The sequence below is a fragment of the Enterobacter hormaechei subsp. xiangfangensis genome (genome assembly GCF_001729785.1).
In the GTDB taxonomy this organism is placed as follows: domain Bacteria; phylum Pseudomonadota; class Gammaproteobacteria; order Enterobacterales; family Enterobacteriaceae; genus Enterobacter; species Enterobacter hormaechei_C.
On sequence record NZ_CP017183.1, the window covers coordinates 1,115,396 to 1,132,654 of the forward strand.

The 17,259-nt window shown below is 57.3% G+C and carries 16 protein-coding genes; 6 read left to right on the forward strand and 10 right to left on the reverse strand.

Annotation, left to right across the window (positions count from 1 at the left end; translation table 11 throughout):
- Window positions 1-119 precede the first annotated feature (119 nt).
- Window positions 120-1,340 carry an MFS transporter gene (locus BFV63_RS05205; protein ID WP_023315543.1) on the reverse strand — a complete coding sequence of 407 codons (1,221 nt, stop codon included), beginning with the start codon at window positions 1,338-1,340 and terminating at the stop codon, window positions 120-122.
- Window positions 1,341-1,504: 164 nt separating this feature from the next.
- On the opposite strand from BFV63_RS05205, the gene ushA reads away from it, so the two are divergent.
- Window positions 1,505-3,157, forward strand: coding sequence for a bifunctional UDP-sugar hydrolase/5'-nucleotidase UshA (gene ushA, locus BFV63_RS05210; protein ID WP_048241276.1), 1,653 nt, complete (start codon window positions 1,505-1,507; stop codon window positions 3,155-3,157).
- Between the two features lie 120 nt (window positions 3,158-3,277).
- Here ushA and ybaK read toward each other — a convergent pair whose 3' ends face one another.
- The 3 genes from ybaK to copA all read right to left on the reverse strand — a co-directional run bounded on the left by ybaK (window position 3,278) and on the right by copA (window position 7,299).
- Window positions 3,278-3,757: a Cys-tRNA(Pro)/Cys-tRNA(Cys) deacylase YbaK gene (ybaK, locus tag BFV63_RS05215; RefSeq protein WP_003858950.1), complete on the reverse strand. Its 480-nt coding sequence runs from the start codon at window positions 3,755-3,757 to the stop codon at window positions 3,278-3,280.
- 198 nt (window positions 3,758-3,955) lie between these two features.
- Window positions 3,956-4,750, reverse strand: coding sequence for a TraB/GumN family protein (locus BFV63_RS05220; RefSeq protein ID WP_045330198.1), 795 nt, complete (start codon window positions 4,748-4,750; stop codon window positions 3,956-3,958).
- 50 nt (window positions 4,751-4,800) lie between these two features.
- A complete protein-coding gene (gene copA / locus BFV63_RS05225; RefSeq protein WP_048241272.1) occupies window positions 4,801-7,299 on the reverse strand; it encodes a copper-exporting P-type ATPase CopA in 2,499 nt (832 codons plus the stop codon).
- Window positions 7,300-7,407: 108 nt separating this feature from the next.
- On the opposite strand from copA, the gene cueR reads away from it, so the two are divergent.
- Window positions 7,408-7,818 carry a Cu(I)-responsive transcriptional regulator gene (gene cueR, locus BFV63_RS05230; protein WP_017383222.1) on the forward strand — a complete coding sequence of 137 codons (411 nt, stop codon included), beginning with the start codon at window positions 7,408-7,410 and terminating at the stop codon, window positions 7,816-7,818.
- On the opposite strand, the gene BFV63_RS05235 is transcribed toward cueR, so the two are convergent.
- The 3 genes from BFV63_RS05235 to BFV63_RS05245 all read right to left on the reverse strand — a co-directional run bounded on the left by BFV63_RS05235 (window position 7,815) and on the right by BFV63_RS05245 (window position 10,187).
- Entirely contained in the window at window positions 7,815-8,267 is a 453-nt protein-coding gene (locus tag BFV63_RS05235; RefSeq protein ID WP_022650512.1) for an NfeD family protein, read from the reverse strand. The two genes, cueR and BFV63_RS05235, sit on opposite strands and share 4 nt — an antisense overlap.
- On the reverse strand, window positions 8,264-9,178 hold the full coding sequence (locus tag BFV63_RS05240) for an SPFH domain-containing protein (protein WP_003858941.1): 915 nt from the start codon (window positions 9,176-9,178) through the stop codon (window positions 8,264-8,266). The genes BFV63_RS05235 and BFV63_RS05240 overlap by 4 nt, the downstream gene beginning before the upstream one ends.
- Before the next feature lie 154 nt (window positions 9,179-9,332).
- Window positions 9,333-10,187 (reverse strand): hypothetical protein, encoded by an 855-nt coding sequence (locus BFV63_RS05245; protein WP_023324252.1) that lies wholly within the window; start codon window positions 10,185-10,187, stop codon window positions 9,333-9,335.
- 142 nt (window positions 10,188-10,329) lie between these two features.
- Here BFV63_RS05245 and fetA point away from each other — a divergent pair, with 142 nt between their 5' ends.
- Together fetA and fetB are read left to right on the forward strand one after the other, a co-directional pair.
- A complete protein-coding gene (gene fetA / locus BFV63_RS05250; RefSeq protein ID WP_015571235.1) occupies window positions 10,330-11,001 on the forward strand; it encodes an iron efflux ABC transporter ATP-binding subunit FetA in 672 nt (223 codons plus the stop codon).
- Window positions 10,994-11,776, forward strand: coding sequence for an iron efflux ABC transporter permease subunit FetB (gene fetB, locus BFV63_RS05255; protein ID WP_017383223.1), 783 nt, complete (start codon window positions 10,994-10,996; stop codon window positions 11,774-11,776). Before fetA ends, fetB begins: the two co-directional genes overlap by 8 nt.
- A gap of 51 nt (window positions 11,777-11,827) precedes the next feature.
- On the opposite strand, the gene BFV63_RS05260 is transcribed toward fetB, so the two are convergent.
- From BFV63_RS05260 to tesA, 3 genes are read right to left on the reverse strand one after another with little or no spacing between them, the layout of a single operon-like run.
- Window positions 11,828-12,682: a co-chaperone YbbN gene (locus tag BFV63_RS05260; protein WP_003858935.1), complete on the reverse strand. Its 855-nt coding sequence runs from the start codon at window positions 12,680-12,682 to the stop codon at window positions 11,828-11,830.
- A gap of 58 nt (window positions 12,683-12,740) precedes the next feature.
- Complete coding sequence (locus BFV63_RS05265) at window positions 12,741-13,550, reverse strand: SDR family oxidoreductase (RefSeq protein WP_006809829.1); 810 nt, start codon at window positions 13,548-13,550, stop codon at window positions 12,741-12,743.
- Window positions 13,531-14,163, reverse strand: a complete 633-nt coding sequence (gene tesA / locus BFV63_RS05270; RefSeq protein WP_003858933.1) for a multifunctional acyl-CoA thioesterase I/protease I/lysophospholipase L1 — start codon at window positions 14,161-14,163, stop codon at window positions 13,531-13,533. Before tesA ends, BFV63_RS05265 begins: the two co-directional genes overlap by 20 nt.
- Between tesA and ybbA the strand changes: the two genes are divergently transcribed.
- Together ybbA and ybbP are read left to right on the forward strand one after the other, a co-directional pair.
- Window positions 14,134-14,820: a putative ABC transporter ATP-binding protein YbbA gene (gene ybbA / locus BFV63_RS05275; protein ID WP_023315548.1), complete on the forward strand. Its 687-nt coding sequence runs from the start codon at window positions 14,134-14,136 to the stop codon at window positions 14,818-14,820. The two genes, tesA and ybbA, sit on opposite strands and share 30 nt — an antisense overlap.
- Entirely contained in the window at window positions 14,817-17,231 is a 2,415-nt protein-coding gene (gene ybbP / locus BFV63_RS05280; RefSeq protein WP_048241268.1) for a putative ABC transporter permease subunit YbbP, read from the forward strand. Before ybbA ends, ybbP begins: the two co-directional genes overlap by 4 nt.
- Window positions 17,232-17,259: the final 28 nt, after the last annotated feature.

The following is a 17,259-nucleotide window of genomic DNA, read 5'->3' on the forward strand; positions in this document are numbered from 1 at the left end:
AAAAAGGCAATAAGCATGAAAAAAGGCAGATTTTGATAAATTTGCTGAGGGGAGGGAGAGGAAAGCCTTATGGCATCAGGTTATCCGGCTGCCAAAGTTTAACTTTGGCAGCCGTGAAGTTACGCTTTATGACGGTTGTCAGGCAGGAATATGGTCAACATCCCCAGAAGTGGCAGGAAAGCGCAGATTTTATAGACCAGGAAGATGCTGGTGTGGTCGGCAACCATCCCTAAAACGGCTGCGCCAAGGCCGCCCATGCCAAAGGCAAAACCGAAAAAGAGGCCGGAAACCATACCGATACGTCCCGGCAGCAGCTCCTGCGCGTAGACCAGGATGGCTGAAAATGCCGATGCGAGAATAAAACCAATAATCACCGTCAATATTCCGGTCCATTCCAGCGTTGCGTAGGGTAAAACAAGCGTAAACGGTGCAACGCCGAGGATAGAGCCCCAAATCACATATTTACGTCCGATTTTATCCCCCACAGGGCCGCCAATCACCGTGCCTGCCGCCACCGCAAACAGGAAAGCAAAGAGGTGGAACTGGGCATTTTGTACCGATAATCCGAATTTTTGCATCAGATAGAAGGTGTAATAGCTGCTGATGCTCGCCATATAAAAATATTTCGAGAAAATCAGCACCAGCAGCACGCTGACGGCAAGGATCACCTTATTGCGCGGAAGGGGGTTGGTTATCTTCGCGGCAGGTTTTCCCTTATTTACGCGATGCTGCGCGGCATACCAGCGGCTGATTTGCGCCAGGACGACAATCGCCAGCAGCGCGGCCAGCACAAACCACGCCACGTTGCCTTTACCGTAGGGCGCGATAATCACCGCCGCCAGCAGGGGACCGAGGGAGCTACCAAAGTTCCCCCCCACCTGGAACAGAGATTGCGCCAGCCCGTGGCGTCCGCCGGAGGCCATACGCGCCACGCGGGACGATTCCGGATGGAACACCGATGAACCGGTTCCCACCAGCGCCGCGGCAACCAGTACCGCCTCATAGCTGCCCGCCATGGCCAGCAGCACCAGCCCGCTCAGGGTGAAGCACATCCCAATGGGCAGCGACCATGGCATCGGGTATTTGTCCGTCCAGTAGCCCACCACCGGCTGTAGCAGCGAAGAGGCCAGCTGGAAGGTCAGGGTGATCATTCCGATCTGCACGAAGGTTAATGAGAACTCAGACTGCAACAGCGGGTAGATCGCCAGAATCAGCGACTGGATCATGTCGTTGAGCAGATGAGAGAGACTGATTGCGCCTAATACTTTAAAGGAAGTGCGCGATTTCGGCGGCGACGCCGGAGCGCCCTGGACGGGCTGGGTTGATTCACTGATTGCCATAAATACCACGTCGATTTGTTATTAGAGATGCAGGGAGTAATTATTATCCGACTAACATACCCGTCCGTGACATTTGAAGAAAGTCGCAATTCTGAAAACTTATTTGTCTATTCTTGTGAGTCACTGTAATTTTTGCGTTTGTCTATGGGTCAGGGAGAGAGAAGATGAAGTTAATGAAGCGTGGCGTCGCGCTGGCGCTCATCGCCGCATGGGGGCTAACAAGCCTGCCCGCGCAGGCGTATGAAAAAGATAAAACCTATAAAATTACCATTCTGCATACTAACGATCATCACGGCCATTTCTGGCGCAGCGAATACGGTGAATATGGCCTGGCGGCGCAAAAAACGCTGGTGGATGGCATTCGTAAAGAGGTCGCGGCCCAGGGCGGCAGCGTGCTGTTGCTGTCGGGCGGGGATATTAATACCGGCGTACCGGAATCTGATTTGCAGGATGCCGAGCCTGATTTCCGCGGCATGAATTTAATTGGTTACGATGCGATGGCGGTCGGAAACCACGAGTTTGATAATCCGCTGAGCGTGTTGCGCCAGCAGGAGAAGTGGTCCAAATTCCCGTTCCTTTCCGCCAATATTTATCAGAAAAGCACCGGCGAGCGCTTGTTTAAACCGTGGGCGCTGTTCAAGCGTCAGGATCTGAAGATCGCGGTCATCGGCTTAACCACCGACGATACGGCCAAAATTGGCAACCCTGAATTTTTCACCGACATCGAATTCCGTAAACCGGCGGACGAAGCGAAGCTGGTGATCCAGGAGTTGCAGCAGAATGAAAAACCGGATGTGATTATCGCGACCACCCACATGGGGCATTACGATAACGGTCAGCACGGCTCTAACGCGCCGGGCGACGTGGAGATGGCGCGCAGCCTTCCAGCGGGCTCGCTGGCGATGATTGTGGGCGGTCATTCGCAGGATCCGGTCTGCATGGCTTCTGAGAATAAAAAGCAGGTAGATTATGTGCCCGGCACGCCGTGCGCGCCGGATCGTCAGAACGGGATCTGGATTGTACAGGCCCACGAGTGGGGTAAATACGTTGGCCGCGCGGATTTCGAATTCCGTAACGGCGAGATGAAGCTGGTGCACTATCAGCTCATCCCGGTCAACCTGAAGAAGAAAGTGACCTACCCGGACGGCAAAAGCGAGCGGGTACTCTACACGCCAGAGATCGCTGAAAACCAGCAGATGCTCTCTCTGCTGACGCCGTTCCAGAGCAAAGGGAAAGCGCAGCTGGACGTGAAGATTGGCACGCTTAACGGACGACTGGAAGGAGACCGCAGCAAAGTCCGCTTCGTGCAGACCAATATGGGGCGTCTGGTGCTGGCCGCGCAGATGGCGCGCACGAATGCGGATTTCGCCGTGATGAGCGGCGGCGGTATTCGTGACTCCATCGAAGGCGGAGACATCACCTATAAAGACGTGCTCAAAGTGCAGCCGTTTGGCAACGTGGTGGTCTATGCGGACATGAGCGGGATGGAGGTGATTGACTACCTGACCGCCGTGGCGCAGATGAAGCCAGATTCCGGGGCGTATCCGCAGTTTGCTAACGTCAGCTTCGTCGCGAAGGACGGTAAGCTTAACGATCTCAAAATCAAAGGCGAACCGGTTGATACGGCGAAAACCTACCGCCTGGCAACGTTAAGCTTTAACGCCACCGGCGGCGACGGCTATCCGCATATCGATAACAAACCGGGCTATGTAAATACCGGGTTTATTGATGCGGAAGTGTTGAAGCAGTTTATCCAGCAAAATTCACCGATTGACGTGAACGCGTATGAGCCGAAAGGTGAGGTGAGCTGGCAGTAGTGTTGTGCGGCCTGATGCCCTCACCCCAACCCTCTCCCACCGGGAGAGGGCGCGAACACAAAAAACGGTAACGCCTGTTACCGTTTTGCTTTTACCTCGCAGCGCCACCGGACAATTTTCTCAATCCCGGCGCGCAATATCCGCAAATTTCGCGTCCAGCATTTTCGCCAGATCGCCTGCGGACAGTTCTATATCCAGCCCGCGTTTGCCGCCAGAAATATAGATCGTTTCAAATTCTTGCGAAGGCGCATCGATCAGCGTGGGCAGACGCTTTTTCTGACCGAGCGGGCTGATCCCGCCGACCAGATAACCCGTTGTGCGTTGCGCAACCATCGGGTCTGCCATATCGACCTTTTTCGCTCCCAGCGCTTTGGCCACTTTCTTCAGATCAAGCTGTCCGGCGACGGGCGTCACTGCCACAGCGAGGTGCTTCATATCGCCGTTCACCGCGACCAGCAGCGTTTTGTAGACCTGGTCCGCGTTCAGCCCCAGCTTGCGCACCACTTCATCACCAAAGTTGGTTTCGTTCGGATCGTGATCGTAGGTGTGGATCCGGAAAGAAATTTTGTTTTTTTCGAGTAATTTAACGGCGGGAGTCATGGCTATCCTTCTTACGACAGACGATTCATGCCAGCAGCATACGCCTGACGTTTGTCTAAAAAATAGCACCATCTTGCGCAATAGTATTGGCAGTGATGGTTACTTTGAGCGACAATCGGCGTAGCCGAAGGTCACTTCGGTATAATAAAAACGATGAAATTCCTCTTTGACGGGCCAATAGAGATATTGGCCATTTTTTTATTTCAGCAGCGACGGCAAATTCCCTTCTCCGTACAAATGCAACGCGCCAACCGCGACAACATAACGACCGGCAGGCAGGGCATATAGCGTCTCCCGCCACGCCTGGTTGCGCGCGTTCATCAGCACATCATACAACGATTCACTGAACGTCGACGGTAACGCCAGCTTACCGTCTGCGGGCGGCGCATCCAGCCACCAGCCAATCATCGTTTGCAGCAGACGCGCGTTGGTGTGCCAGTGGGTCAGGGTATCATCCAGCAGTATCAGGCCGTCATCGGGAAGCTGGCGAAGGAGCGCAATCTGGCTGTCCGTGCCTTCCAGTTCAATGATGGACAGGTTGCGCGCCCTTGCCGCATTCAGCAGTTGATAATCGATACCGTAATCGCCGCGCAGCCCCAGGCGCTGCGCCTGGGTTGCCTGTAGCACCATGGCAATTTGCCACAGGGGCAGGGTGTCGAGCATAGAGAGCGAAACGCCGGTCTCATCCGCAAGACGGGTAAGCTCAGCCAGCTGCGTCTCGTTAAGACGTTCCGCCAGGGGGCGGTCGCTTTCCAGCCCGGCAAACGGCGATTCATGGCCGGAGATGTCGGCTTCGACGATCAGCGCGTCGGCGCGCTTCAGTAGTTTAATCAGGCCGGAGGGCAGGGGGGACATATCCTGCGTGCCCATATGAATGCTTCCCACCAGGTGCAGATGCTGCCCGCCCGGAAGCGAAATATCCATACCGGGCCAGGCATAACGGCGGGGAAAAAGGGCGCGAAACGATGTTTTTATACGATTAAACAGACCCATACGCGCTCCATAAACGGAAAGGTTCATGCTAGCGCGTACGGGTACAAGGTTCAATCTTTCGGTTTAAACCGCAGCAGACGGTTAGCGTTGCTCACCACGGTAATTGACGAGAGCGCCATCGCCGCACCCGCAACAACCGGGTTCAGCAGGGTACCGGTCAGCGGCCACAAAATCCCGGCGGCAATCGGAATGCCGAGCGAGTTATAGACGAACGCCCCCAGCAGGTTCTGCTTCATGTTGCGCAACGTGGCTTTCGAAATCGCCAGCGCGTCCGCCACGCCCATCAGGCTGTGGCGCATCAGGGTGATCGCCGCGGTTTCAATGGCGACATCGCTCCCGCCGCCCATCGCAATACCTACGTCAGCCTGCGCCAGCGCCGGGGCGTCGTTGATGCCGTCGCCCACCATCGCCACCTGGCGACCCTGACTTTGCAGGTTCTTGATGGCGTCCGCTTTGCCGTCCGGCAGCACGCCCGCGATCACCTCATCAATACCGGCTTCTTTGGCGATGGCGTTAGCGGTGGTCGGGTTGTCCCCGGTCAGCATCACCAGACGATAGCCCGCGCGGTGCAGGCGCTGTAAGGCATCTACGCTGTCCTGGCGTAACGGATCGCGCACGGCCAGCAGCGCCGCCACCTGACCATCCCTCGCCAGCAGAACCGGCGTCGCGCCCTGAGAGGCCTGCGCGTTCAGCTCTGCGTCCAGCACGGACGTATCAACGCCGTGTTCAGTCAGCAGAGCCTGGTTTCCCAGCAGCAGCGTATGGTCTTCGGCTTCACCGCTGACCCCTAAACCACGCAGGGTGCGGAAGTTACTTACCTGCGGCAGACGGGCATCACCGGCTTTCTCCAGGATGGCGCGCGCCAGCGGGTGGCTGGAGCCTTGTTCCAGCGCGGCGGCCAGGCGCAGGGCATCCGTCTCCGTACAGCCAACGGTACTGACGGCCACCACCTGCGGTTTGCCCTCGGTGAGCGTGCCGGTTTTATCAAAAACAAGGGTGTCCAGCGTGCTTGCCCGTTGCAGGGCGTCAGCATCACGGACCAGTACGCCAAATTCGGCGGCGCGTCCGACGCCAGAGATAATCGACATCGGCGTTGCCAGGCCAAGGGCACAAGGGCAGGCGATGATCAGCACCGTGGTGGCGATCACCAGGGTGTAGACAATCTGCGGCGCCGGGCCGAAGAAATACCAGATTGCCGCGCTCAGCAGGGCAATACCGACGACCACCGGCACAAAAATGGCGGAGATTTTATCGGCAAGCTGACCAATCTCCGGCTTACTGCTCTGCGCCTGGCGGACCATGCGAATGATGCGTGACAGCGTGGTATGGCTCCCGACCGCGCTGGCGCGGAACAGCACGCTGCCGTCCTGCACGACCGTACCCGCATGCACCGCATCGCCCTGAGATTTCTGCTGAGGGATCGGCTCGCCGGTCAGCATCGCTTCATCCAGCCAGGCATCGCCCTGGGTGATTTCACCGTCGACGGGCACGCGGTCGCCGGTGGTCAGGCGCAGCGTCATTCCCGGCTGTACCTCTGAGAGCGGAACGCTTTTTTCCCCGTCGTCCGTGACCACGCGGGCCGTCGGCGGGGTTAAATCAAGCAATCTTTCCAGCGCTTTCGAGGAACGCTGACGGGCGCGGGCTTCCAGCATATGGCCTAAGTTGATCAGGCCGATAATCATTGCGCTCGCTTCATAATAGAGATGCCGGGCTTCCAGCGGGAACCACTGGGGCCAGACGTTCACGCTCATGGAATAGAGCCACGCCGCGCCGGTCCCGAGGGCGACCAGCGTGTCCATCGTCGCGGTGCGGTTTTTCAGGCTCTTCCAGGCGCTGGTATAGAAATGCCCGCCTGCAAACACCATCACCGCAAGGGTAATCAGACCAATCACCAGCCACAGGGTGCGGTTGTCAGCGGTGACCATCATGTTGTCACCCATCATGCCCCACATCATCACCGGAATACCGACCAGCAGGGCGACAATCGCCTGCCAGCGGAAGCGCTTCATGGTGGCGACAGCCGTTTCCTGCTGGCGCTCGCGGCGCTCGGCATCATCTTCGATGGCCTCCGCCCCGTAGCCCGCTTTCTCCACGGCCTGCACTAACTCTGCGGCGGAGGCGCTGCCCATCACCAGCGCAGTACGCTCCGCCAGGTTTACCCGTGCCTGTGCTACACCCGGTACCGCCTGTAAGGCGTTTTGTACCCGGGAAACGCAGCTGGCGCAGCTCATGCCGTTGATCAGCAGTTGTTGGCTGTCATCAATGTCATCAGCTACCGGAAGCTCAGGAGTGGCCGCTGTCAGTGCTTCCGACGGGGATGATGACTCTGCCAGCGGTTTAGCCTTTGGGTGGCTTAACTCCGCCCCGTAACCGGCCTGTTTAATGGTATCAATCAGCGCGTCGGCGCTGGCGCTGCCGGTCACGGCGGCATGATCGATAGTCACCTCAGCGCTTTCCACGTCAGGACGCTGCTCCAGGCTTTCTTTAACGCGTTTGACACAGTGGCCGCAGGAGAGGCCGTCCAGTGTCAGGTCAATAGTGTGAGACATAACAAAACTCCCGTATAATGTTCTGGTCAATTGTTGACCTTCACTCTGCTTTTCGCTAACTGTTATGAAGGTTAAACCTTCCATCAAGGGGAAGGTCAAGGGGGAAATGTGAATATCAGCGATGTTGCGAAAAAAACCGGCTTAACCAGCAAAGCGATTCGCTTTTATGAGGAAAAAGGGCTGGTGACGCCACCGTTGCGCAGTGAGAACGGCTACCGCAGCTATACGCAGCTGCATCTTGATGAACTGACGTTACTGCGCCAGGCAAGACAGGTAGGATTTAACCTTGAAGAGTGCGGCGAGCTGGTTAACCTGTTTAACGATCCGAAACGCCACAGTGCCGACGTGAAAAAACGTACGCTGGAAAAAGTGGCGGAGATCGAACGCCATATCATCGAATTACAGGCGATGCGTGAGCAACTGTTACAGCTGGCAGAATCCTGCCCGGGAGATGACAGCGCCGAGTGCCCGATTATCGACAATCTTTCCGGCTGCTGCCACCGTAAAACCCACGCCTAACAGGCTTTAACCCGCAGGGTAATACCTTCCACCGCGATGACCTCAACCCGCGTGCCGGCGCTGAGGTCATCATCGGCCACCACCGGCCACGAACTGTCCCCCACGCGCATATGACCGCGTCCGTTTATTAGCGTGTTATCAAGCGTAAAGCGTTTACCCACGATCTGCTGCCCACGCTGGTTGAGATGCGCGTCGACCGGCTTCTGCGCCTTCACCCGTTTGTTCAGCCAGCGCCACCACAGCCAAGCGGCCAGCAGCGTCAGCACGGCAAACAGCGCGCCCTGCCACTCCCAGCCGACAGGCAGCAGCCAGACGACCAGCCCGGTAATCACCGCGGCAACCCCGCTCCACAGCAGATAACCGTTGCCGCCAAGCATCTCGGCGGCCAGCAGCAGTCCGCCAAGGCTTAGCCAGAACGCATGAGGATGTGCAACGATGAGCTCAATCATTTTTTACGCTCGTTTCCGCCGTCTTTGATCAGTTCGGCAATTCCGGCGATAGACCCCATCAGGCTGCTGGCATCCAGCGGCATCATTACCACTTTGCTGTTGTTCGCGGAGCCGATCTCCTTCAGCGCATCGGTATATTTTTGTGCGACGAAGTAGTTCACGGCCTGGATATCCCCGGCGGCAATCGCCTCGGAGACCATTTGCGTCGCGCGGGCTTCCGCTTCTGCCGAACGTTCACGCGCTTCCGCCTGGAGGAAGGCAGACTGACGGTCGCCCTCGGCTTTCAGGATCTGCGACTGTTTTTCCCCTTCCGCTTTCAGGATTTCAGCCTGACGCACCCCTTCGGCTTCAAGAATATAGGCACGCTTGGTACGCTCGGCCTTCATCTGCGCGTTCATGGAAGCAATCAGCTCTGCCGGTGGGCGCACGTCGCGGATCTCAATGCGTGTCACTTTGATCCCCCACGGATTGGTGGCTTCATCCACAATGTGCAGCAGGCGGGTATTAATGCTGTCGCGCTGGGAGAGCATTTCATCCAGCTCCATCGAGCCAAGCACGGTACGGATGTTGGTCATGGTCAGGTTGACGATCGCCAGCTCCAGGTTGCTCACCTCATAGGCCGCTTTTGGCGCATCAATCACCTGAATAAAGCACACTGCATCGATGGTGACGTTGGCGTTATCCTTGGAGATGACTTCCTGAGAAGGGATATCCAGCACCTGCTCCATCATGTTGATCTTGCGCCCAATTCTGTCCATGAACGGGACGATCAGGCTTAAACCCGGCTGAAGGGTATTGGTGTAGCGACCGAAGCGTTCGACGGTCCACTGGTAACCCTGCGGGACAATTTTGACGCCTGCGCCCACGATAACCAGCGCAACGAAAATAAGGACGGGAACAACGATGAGCATAAAAACCTCCTGTTTTGCATGCCGTAACGAGAAAAACTGCGTATTTGTTGAACGTAAGTATATCGGCTAACGAACAGGATTTCGCCCCTGTAAAGAGGTGGGAACCGGACTGGCAGAAATAAAACGCCCCGTTCGGGATGCGGGGCGCAAAGCGTTACTTTTCAGACCAGGTATAGCTGAAGTCAGTGATAAACCCATCCCCGGCGTCAGCGATGGCTTTTGATAATCCCTGATAGTATTTTTCCAGGCCGATGGCCTCTATCTGCTGGATCTGCTCGCGAACGGGAGCGCAGAACAGCACCGCATTGCCCGCTCCGACACGTTTGTTGTTCGGCGGCAGATCGCCAGTAATCGCTTTAAACCAGGTTCTGATCCCTTGCTTTAAGTTGTGCGGCGCTTTTGTAAGATCCTCCTGGCCGGTCAGCACCTGTAGGGTAGGGAATTCATTAGCATTGACGGCGGTTTTCATACGCGCAAAGAACGCGGTAAAAAGCTCAAAAGAGCCGAGATCCGTAACGCGAGGCTTGGTAGTTTTTCCGTTTTTATTGCCCATTTTTCCGGCAGGGGCTGTAGGTGCCGGAACCACATTGACCTTATGCAGATCCAGACCAAACAGCAGATTGCAGTGCGCCCGGCGCTCTTTAAGCGGGTAGGACATCAGCACGTCAATAAACGCCGTCGCCTTCACATCGGCCAGGTCATGGTTAATCAGCCATTGCGAGCGGGCAAATTCCGCAGGGGAAACGAACCAGTCAGGCACCTCAGTAAAGCGTCTGGATTTACCCTTGCCGTCAAACTCGAGAAAGTAAGCCCCATCATCGAAAGCAAAATAGCAGTTTTTAAAGCTACCGATTGTGGTGTTAACGATGAGCGCCTTCTTAACAAAATCGACCACCTCTGCCCCCATGACAAAACGCGTGAGTTCAGAAGAATTGATGACTTCCATTAATGTTTCCACATCAGGAACACCAGGCTTCAGGGAGGAGAACTCATAAAAGATATGTGTCATGTTGCTGACTTCCTGTAGTTATAGAGGTGACAATAAACAGGCAAAAAGTTTAACACTTGCTATAGGTTAAGGCTATTCGCGCTGCGTAGCGGAAAGGATTATGCTTAAGGCTCTTCTTATCACAGCGGTTAATGGAATCGGAATGAATAATAAAAAAAATCTTCTGGATATCAGGGATGTTGGCTTTCGTGTGGGTGATAACACCATCCTTCAGCACGTCGATTTTTGTCTCTCTCCGGGCGAATTTAAACTGATAACCGGTCCCTCCGGCTGCGGCAAAAGCACCCTCCTGAAAATCGTGGCTTCGCTACTGAGCCCAACGGAGGGAACCATCCTGTTTGCAGGAAAAGATATCGCCACGCTTTCACCGGAAAGCTATCGCCAGCAGGTGTCATACTGCGTGCAAACGCCGTCCCTGTTTGGCGACACGGTGTACGACAATCTGGTTTTCCCCTGGCACATCCGCAACCAAACGCCTGATCCGAAAAAGTTTACCGACGATCTGACCCGGTTCGGGCTTTCGCCGGAGACGCTGACCAAATCGATCGCCGAACTGTCGGGCGGGGAAAAGCAGCGCGTCTCGCTGATCCGTAACCTGCAATTCTTGCCGAAGGCGCTGTTGCTGGACGAAATCACCAGCGCGCTGGATGACGCTAACAAGCGCAACGTCAATGACATTATCCATCGCTACGCCCGGGAGCAGAATATTGCCGTGCTGTGGGTGACGCATGATTCAAATGAAATTACCCATGCGGATGATGTCATCACGCTCAGGCCGCAGGGCGGGAAAATGGAGGAGGCTCACCGTGGGTGAACATAACATAACTAACGAATCGCTGGCGCTGTCAATGGTCCTGGTGCTGGTGGCGATTGTGGTCAGCTACCGGGAAAAGCTGGGGCTGGAAAAAGATATTCTTTGGAGTATCGCCCGCGCGGTTATTCAGCTCATCATCGTCGGCTATGTGCTGAAATACATCTTCAACGTCAATCATGCCGTGCTGACCCTGTTGATGGTGCTGTTTATCTGCTTTAACGCGGCATGGAACGCGCAGAAACGCAGTAAATACATCGATAAAGCGTTCATTTCGTCGTTGATCGCCATCACTACCGGGACCGCGTTAACGCTGGCTGTGCTGGTGCTTTCCGGCTCGATAGAATTTACGCCGATGCAGGTGATCCCCATTTCCGGGATGATTGCGGGCAATGCGATGGTGGCGGTCGGGTTGTGCTACAACAATCTGGGGCAACGGTTCAGCAGTGAACAGCAGCAGCTTCAGGAGAAGCTAAGCCTTGGCGCGACGCCGAAGGTGGCCTCGGCGAGGTTGATCCGCGACAGCATTCGCTCTTCGCTGATCCCAACGGTGGATTCCGCCAAAACGGTGGGGCTGGTGAGCCTGCCGGGCATGATGTCGGGGCTGATTTTTGCCGGTATCGATCCGGTAAAAGCCATTAAATACCAGATTATGGTGACGTTTATGCTGCTCTCTACGGCGAGCCTGTCCACCATCATTGCCTGCTACCTGACCTATCGGAAGTTTTACAACGCGCGCCACCAGCTGGTGGTGACGCAGTTGAAAAAGACGGGGTAATATCTGCTTTTGTAGGCCCGGTAAGCGTTAGCGCCACCGGGCATTTTTTTGCTAGTAGAGCAACGCGTACAGCTGACGACGATATTTCGACGCCAGCGCGTCACCGGTACCCAGCGCGGCCAGGATCTCCTGGAACATCTTCCGAGCCTGTCCGTCTGCGGCGCCCAGGTCCTTCTGAAGATGGCTAAACAGCAGCTCCAGCGCCTCTTCGTTACGCCCCACCTGATGAAGCTGAAGCGCCAGCTGGCTTGCCAGCGCGGCATCCTGCGGGTTGTCCGCAACCTGCTGCTGAAGCTGTTGAATTTCAGGGGTATCCGCCGCCTGTTTCAGCAGGTCAATCTGCGCCACCAGACCCTGATAACGGGTATCCTGATCCTGCATCGGCACCGTTTTCAGCACGGCTTCCGCGTCTTCAGGGCGGTGCAGTGCAATCTGGGTCTCTGCCAGCAGCAGACCAATCTGGCTGTTCTGGTTCGACAGCTGCCAGGCGTCTTTTAACAGCGGCAGCGCCTCGTCGTACTTGCCTTCCTGCATTAGCGCCATGGCTTCCTGCGCTTTCAGCTCTTCTTCGCGCGGCAGGACTTTATCCAGCAGGGCGCGGATCGCCTCTTCGGGCTGCGGCCCCTGGAAGCCATCTACCGGTTGACCGTTCTGGAACAGGTAGACGGTTGGGATCGCACGCAGGCCAAACTGGGAAGCCACCATCGGTTCGGCGTCACAATCCAGCTTCGCCAGAATGAACTGACCATTGTACTGCGCGGCAAGGCTTTCCAGGACCGGCGTCAGTTGCAGGCAGTGTTGGCTGCGTTCAGACCAGAAGTAGAACAGCACCGGTTTAGTCATTGACTGTTCGAGCGTCTGTTGCAGGTTAGCTTCAGTTATGTTGACGATATTCTGTACGGACATGCGGCATTCTCTTTTATCGGTTTACTCTTTACATGGGGGTAAGCGTGGTCGCTTCAACTCAACCCTGCAAAATTTTGTCCATCATCCGCCCCGGCAGCAGGCGTTTCAACCAGCCGACGGCATGGGTCACCAGCGTGACCGGATAGCGCATTTTAGGGGTATCGCTCTCAAATGCGTGGCGCACTTTGGCAACGACGGCTTCTGGCCCAAGCGTAAAACGCGCCGCGATGCCGGGATTTTCGACCGGTTTGTCCGCCTGCGTCTGGTTAACGTTTTCCGTAAAGCGGGTGCGGATCGGGCCGGGTTCAATCAGGCTGACCTTAATACCGCTGTGGCGCAGCTCCATGCGCAACGCATCGGACCAGGCTTCAAGCGCATATTTACTGGCAGCGTAAGCCCCGCGGCCCGGCGTGGAGATCAGGCCCATCACCGAGGAGGTCATGACAATCCGCCCTTCGCCGTGCGGCAGCATGGCCGGGAGAAGGCGCATGGTAAGCTGATGCGCCCCGAAAAAGTTTGCGGAGAACTGCTGCTCCAGCTGTTCCCGTGAGAGAGTCTGTAGCGGGCCGTACACGCCGTAGCCCGCATTGTTGAACAGACCGTAAAGACGGTTGTTGGTCAGGGCGATAACCTCATCGGCGGCCTGCTCTACGCTCTCTGGCGAATCGAGATCCAGCAGAATGCCGGTAAATCCCAGCCCTCGCATGCGTTCGACATCCTCGGGTTTGCGGCAGGCTGCCAGCACCCAAAACCCCTGACGTTTCAGTTCAAGGGCGCTTTCAAGGCCAATTCCGCTGGAACATCCTGTTATTAAGACCGATTTTTGCATAACTTTACCTGTCAGGTTCTCAGCTGTTTGACGAGTCATGTTTTACTAAAGGAGCCAGCCGGGTTGCCATCCAGTCGGCAATAAACGGCTGGGCATCGCGATTGGGGTGAATGCCATCATCCTGCATCCACTGGGGTTTCAGATAGACCTCTTCCATGAAAAATGGCAGCAGCGGAATATCAAACTCTTTGGCAAGCTTAGGATAGATCGCGCTAAACGCCTCATTATACCGACGGCCGTAGTTAGCGGGCAGGCGAATTTGCATCAGCAGCGGCTGGGCATTGGCGGCCTTAATGGTCTGCAAAATGGTCCGCAGCGTTTGCTCCGTTTGCTGAGGCTGGAAGCCGCGCAAACCATCATTACCGCCCAGTTCGACCAGCACCCAACGCGGTTGATGCTGCTTAAGCAGGGCAGGCAGGCGCGATAAGCCTTGCTGCGACGTATCGCCGCTGATGCTGCCGTTCACGACAGAGGCCCGGGACTGCCATTTATCATTGAGCAGGGCGGGCCAGGCCGCACTGGCGGCCATACGATAGCCCGCGCTCAGGCTGTCGCCCAGAATCAATAACGTGTCCGCAGCCGCCGCGCGGAAGGTCATCAGCATCAAAAACAGGAAGGGCAAATGCCAGCGGAAAACATTGTTGAAGTTCATCGTCTTAAGAAGTCCGTCGGTCAGGGGGAACACGAGCTTTCCATCCTCACCGGAGTTGAACTCGTTGTCAAACGTGCCGAAACCATCGCCCTGATTGGTGAATCCGGTTCCGGTAAGTCCACGCTGCTGGCCATTCTCGCCGGTCTGGACGATGGCAGCAGTGGGGAAGTGAACCTGGTCGGCCAGCCCCTCCACGCGCTTGATGAAGAGGCCCGCGCCGCGCTGCGAGCCCGGCATATCGGGTTTGTCTTTCAGTCATTCATGCTGATCCCGACGCTGAACGCGCTGGAAAACGTTGAGCTACCTGGCCTGCTGCGCGGTGAAAATACCCGTGAAAGCCGCGATCACGCGAAGGCGTTGCTGGAACAGCTGGGGCTGGGAAAACGTCTCGACCACCTTCCGGCACAGCTTTCCGGCGGTGAGCAGCAGCGCGTGGCGCTGGCCAGGGCGTTTAACGGGCGCCCGGAAGTGCTGTTTGCCGATGAGCCAACGGGCAATCTCGACCGTAAAACCGGGGACAAAATTGCCGATCTGCTGTTTTCCCTCAACCGCGAGCACGGCACCACGCTGATTCTGGTTACCCACGACCCGCAGCTGGCCGCCCGCTGCGACCGCCGCCTGCGGCTGGTGAACGGTATTCTTCAGGAGGAAGCATGATTGCCCGCTGGTTCTGGCGCGAGTGGCGCTCGCCCTCGCTGCTGATTGTCTGGCTGGCGTTGAGCCTGGCGGTGGCCTGCGTGCTGGCGCTCGGTAGCGTCAGCGATCGTATGGAGAAAGGGCTTAGCCAGCAGAGTCGGGAATTTATGGCCGGGGACCGGGCTCTGCAAAGTTCTCGCCCCGTGCCGCCGGGCTGGATTGAGGAAGCGCGCACAGAGGGGCTGAAAGTAGGGGAGCAGATCACCTTTCAGACCATGACCTTTGCGGGCGACACGCCGCAGCTTGCCAGCGTAAAAGCCGTGGATGACATCTACCCGATGTACGGTGATTTACAAACCAGCCCGCCGGGGCTAAAACCGACGGCCGGTACGGTCCTGCTGGCATCGCGACTGATGGCGCTGTTGAACCTGAAACCCGGCGACAGTATCGACGTCGGCGACGCGACACTCAAAATTGCCGGGGAAGTGGTGCAGGAGCCCGACTCCGGATTTAATCCGTTCCAGCTTGCGCCGCGCCTGCTGATGAACACCGCGGATGTGGCGAAAACCCACGTCGTCCAGCCGGGAAGCCGTGTCACCTGGCGGTATAAGTTTGGCGGAACGCCAGCTCAGCTGGAGGCGTACGAAAAATGGCTCCTGCCGCAGCTCAAGCCGGAACACCGCTGGTACGGGCTGGAGCAGGATGACGGGGCGCTCGGCAAATCTCTTGAGCGTTCTCAGCAGTTCCTGCTGCTGTCGGCGCTGTTAACCCTGCTGCTTGCCATTGCGGCGGTTGCCGTGGCGATGGGGCACTACTGCCGCAGCCGTTACGATCTGGTGGCGATCCTCAAAACCCTCGGCGCGGGCCGCGCGCAACTGCGCAAGCTGATTGTCGGCCAGTGGCTGATGGTGCTGGCGCTGTCGGCTCTGACCGGCGGGGCGATAGGGCTGCTGTTTGAAAAGCTTCTGATGGTGCTGCTCAAACCGGTACTGCCCGCCGCATTACCGCCTGCCAGCCTCTGGCCGTGGCTGTGGGCAATCGGCGCGATGACGACGATCTCCCTGCTGGTGGGGTTACGCCCGTACCGGCTGCTACTCGCCACCCAGCCGCTGCGCGTGCTGCGCCGCGATGTGGTGGCCAGCGTTTGGCCGCTGAAGTTCTACCTGCCGGTGATTATTGCGGTAGCGGTCGGGCTGCTGGCCTGGCTGATGGGCGGCAGTACGCTGCTGTGGGCGGTGCTGGCGGGCGCGGTGGTGCTGGCGCTGCTGTGCGGCGTAGTGGGCTGGATACTGCTTAATGTGCTGAGAAAGCTGACAGTTAAATCACTTTCCATACGGTTAGCGGTTAACCGACTGCTGCACCAGCCGTGGTCTACCCTCAGCCAGCTCTCGGCATTTTCGCTGTCGTTTATGCTGCTGGCGCTTCTGCTGGTGCTGCGCGGGGATCTGCTGGATCGCTGGCAGCAGCAGCTTCCGCCAGAAAGCCCGAACTATTTCCTGATCAACATCGCGCCCGAGCAGGTGACGCCGCTGAAGGGCTTCCTGTCCGAGCATCACATTATTCCCGAGTCGTTCTATCCGATCGTGCGCGCCCGACTGACGCAGATCAACGGCCAGTCGACGGAGGGAAATAAGGATGAATCGCTCAACCGCGAACTCAACCTGACCTGGCAGGCGAAACGTCCGGACCATAACCCGATCGTTGCTGGCACCTGGCCGCCGAAAGCGGGGGAAGTGTCGATGGAGGAGGGGCTGGCGACACGCCTGAACGTGAACCTCGGCGACAGCGTGACCTTCACCGGTGATACCCAGGATTTCACCGCCAAAGTTACCAGCCTGCGTAAAGTGGACTGGGAAAGCCTGCGGCCAAACTTCTTCTTCATCTTCCCGCCGGGTGCGCTGGACGGACAGCCCCAGAGCTGGCTCACCAGCTTCCGCTGGGAAAACGGCAACGGCATGCTGACGCAGCTTAACCGGGAATTTCCGACGGTGAGCCTGCTGGATATCGGCGCGATCCTTAAACAGGTCGGGCAGGTGCTGGAGCAGGTAAGCCGCGCGCTGGAGGTGATGGTGGTGCTGGTGACGATCTGTGGCATATTGCTGCTGCTGGCGCAGGTGCAGGTCGGCATGCGTCAGCGTCATCAGGAGCTGGTTGTCTACCGCACGCTGGGGGCCAGTAAACGGCTGCTGCGCGCCACGCTGTGGAGCGAATTTGCCCTGCTCGGGCTGGTGGCGGGCCTGGTGGCGGCCATCGGGGCGGAAACGGCGCTGGCGGTACTCCAGAGCAAAGTCTTCGACTTCCCGTGGGAGCCCGACTGGCGGCTGTGGCTCACGCTGCCCGTCTGCGGCGCCGTGCTGCTGTCCCTGTGCGGCGGCTGGCTCGGATCCCGGCTGTTGAAAGGTAAAGCGCTATTCCGCCAGTTTGTCAGCTAGTTTACTGACGTGATGATGACGCACCGGC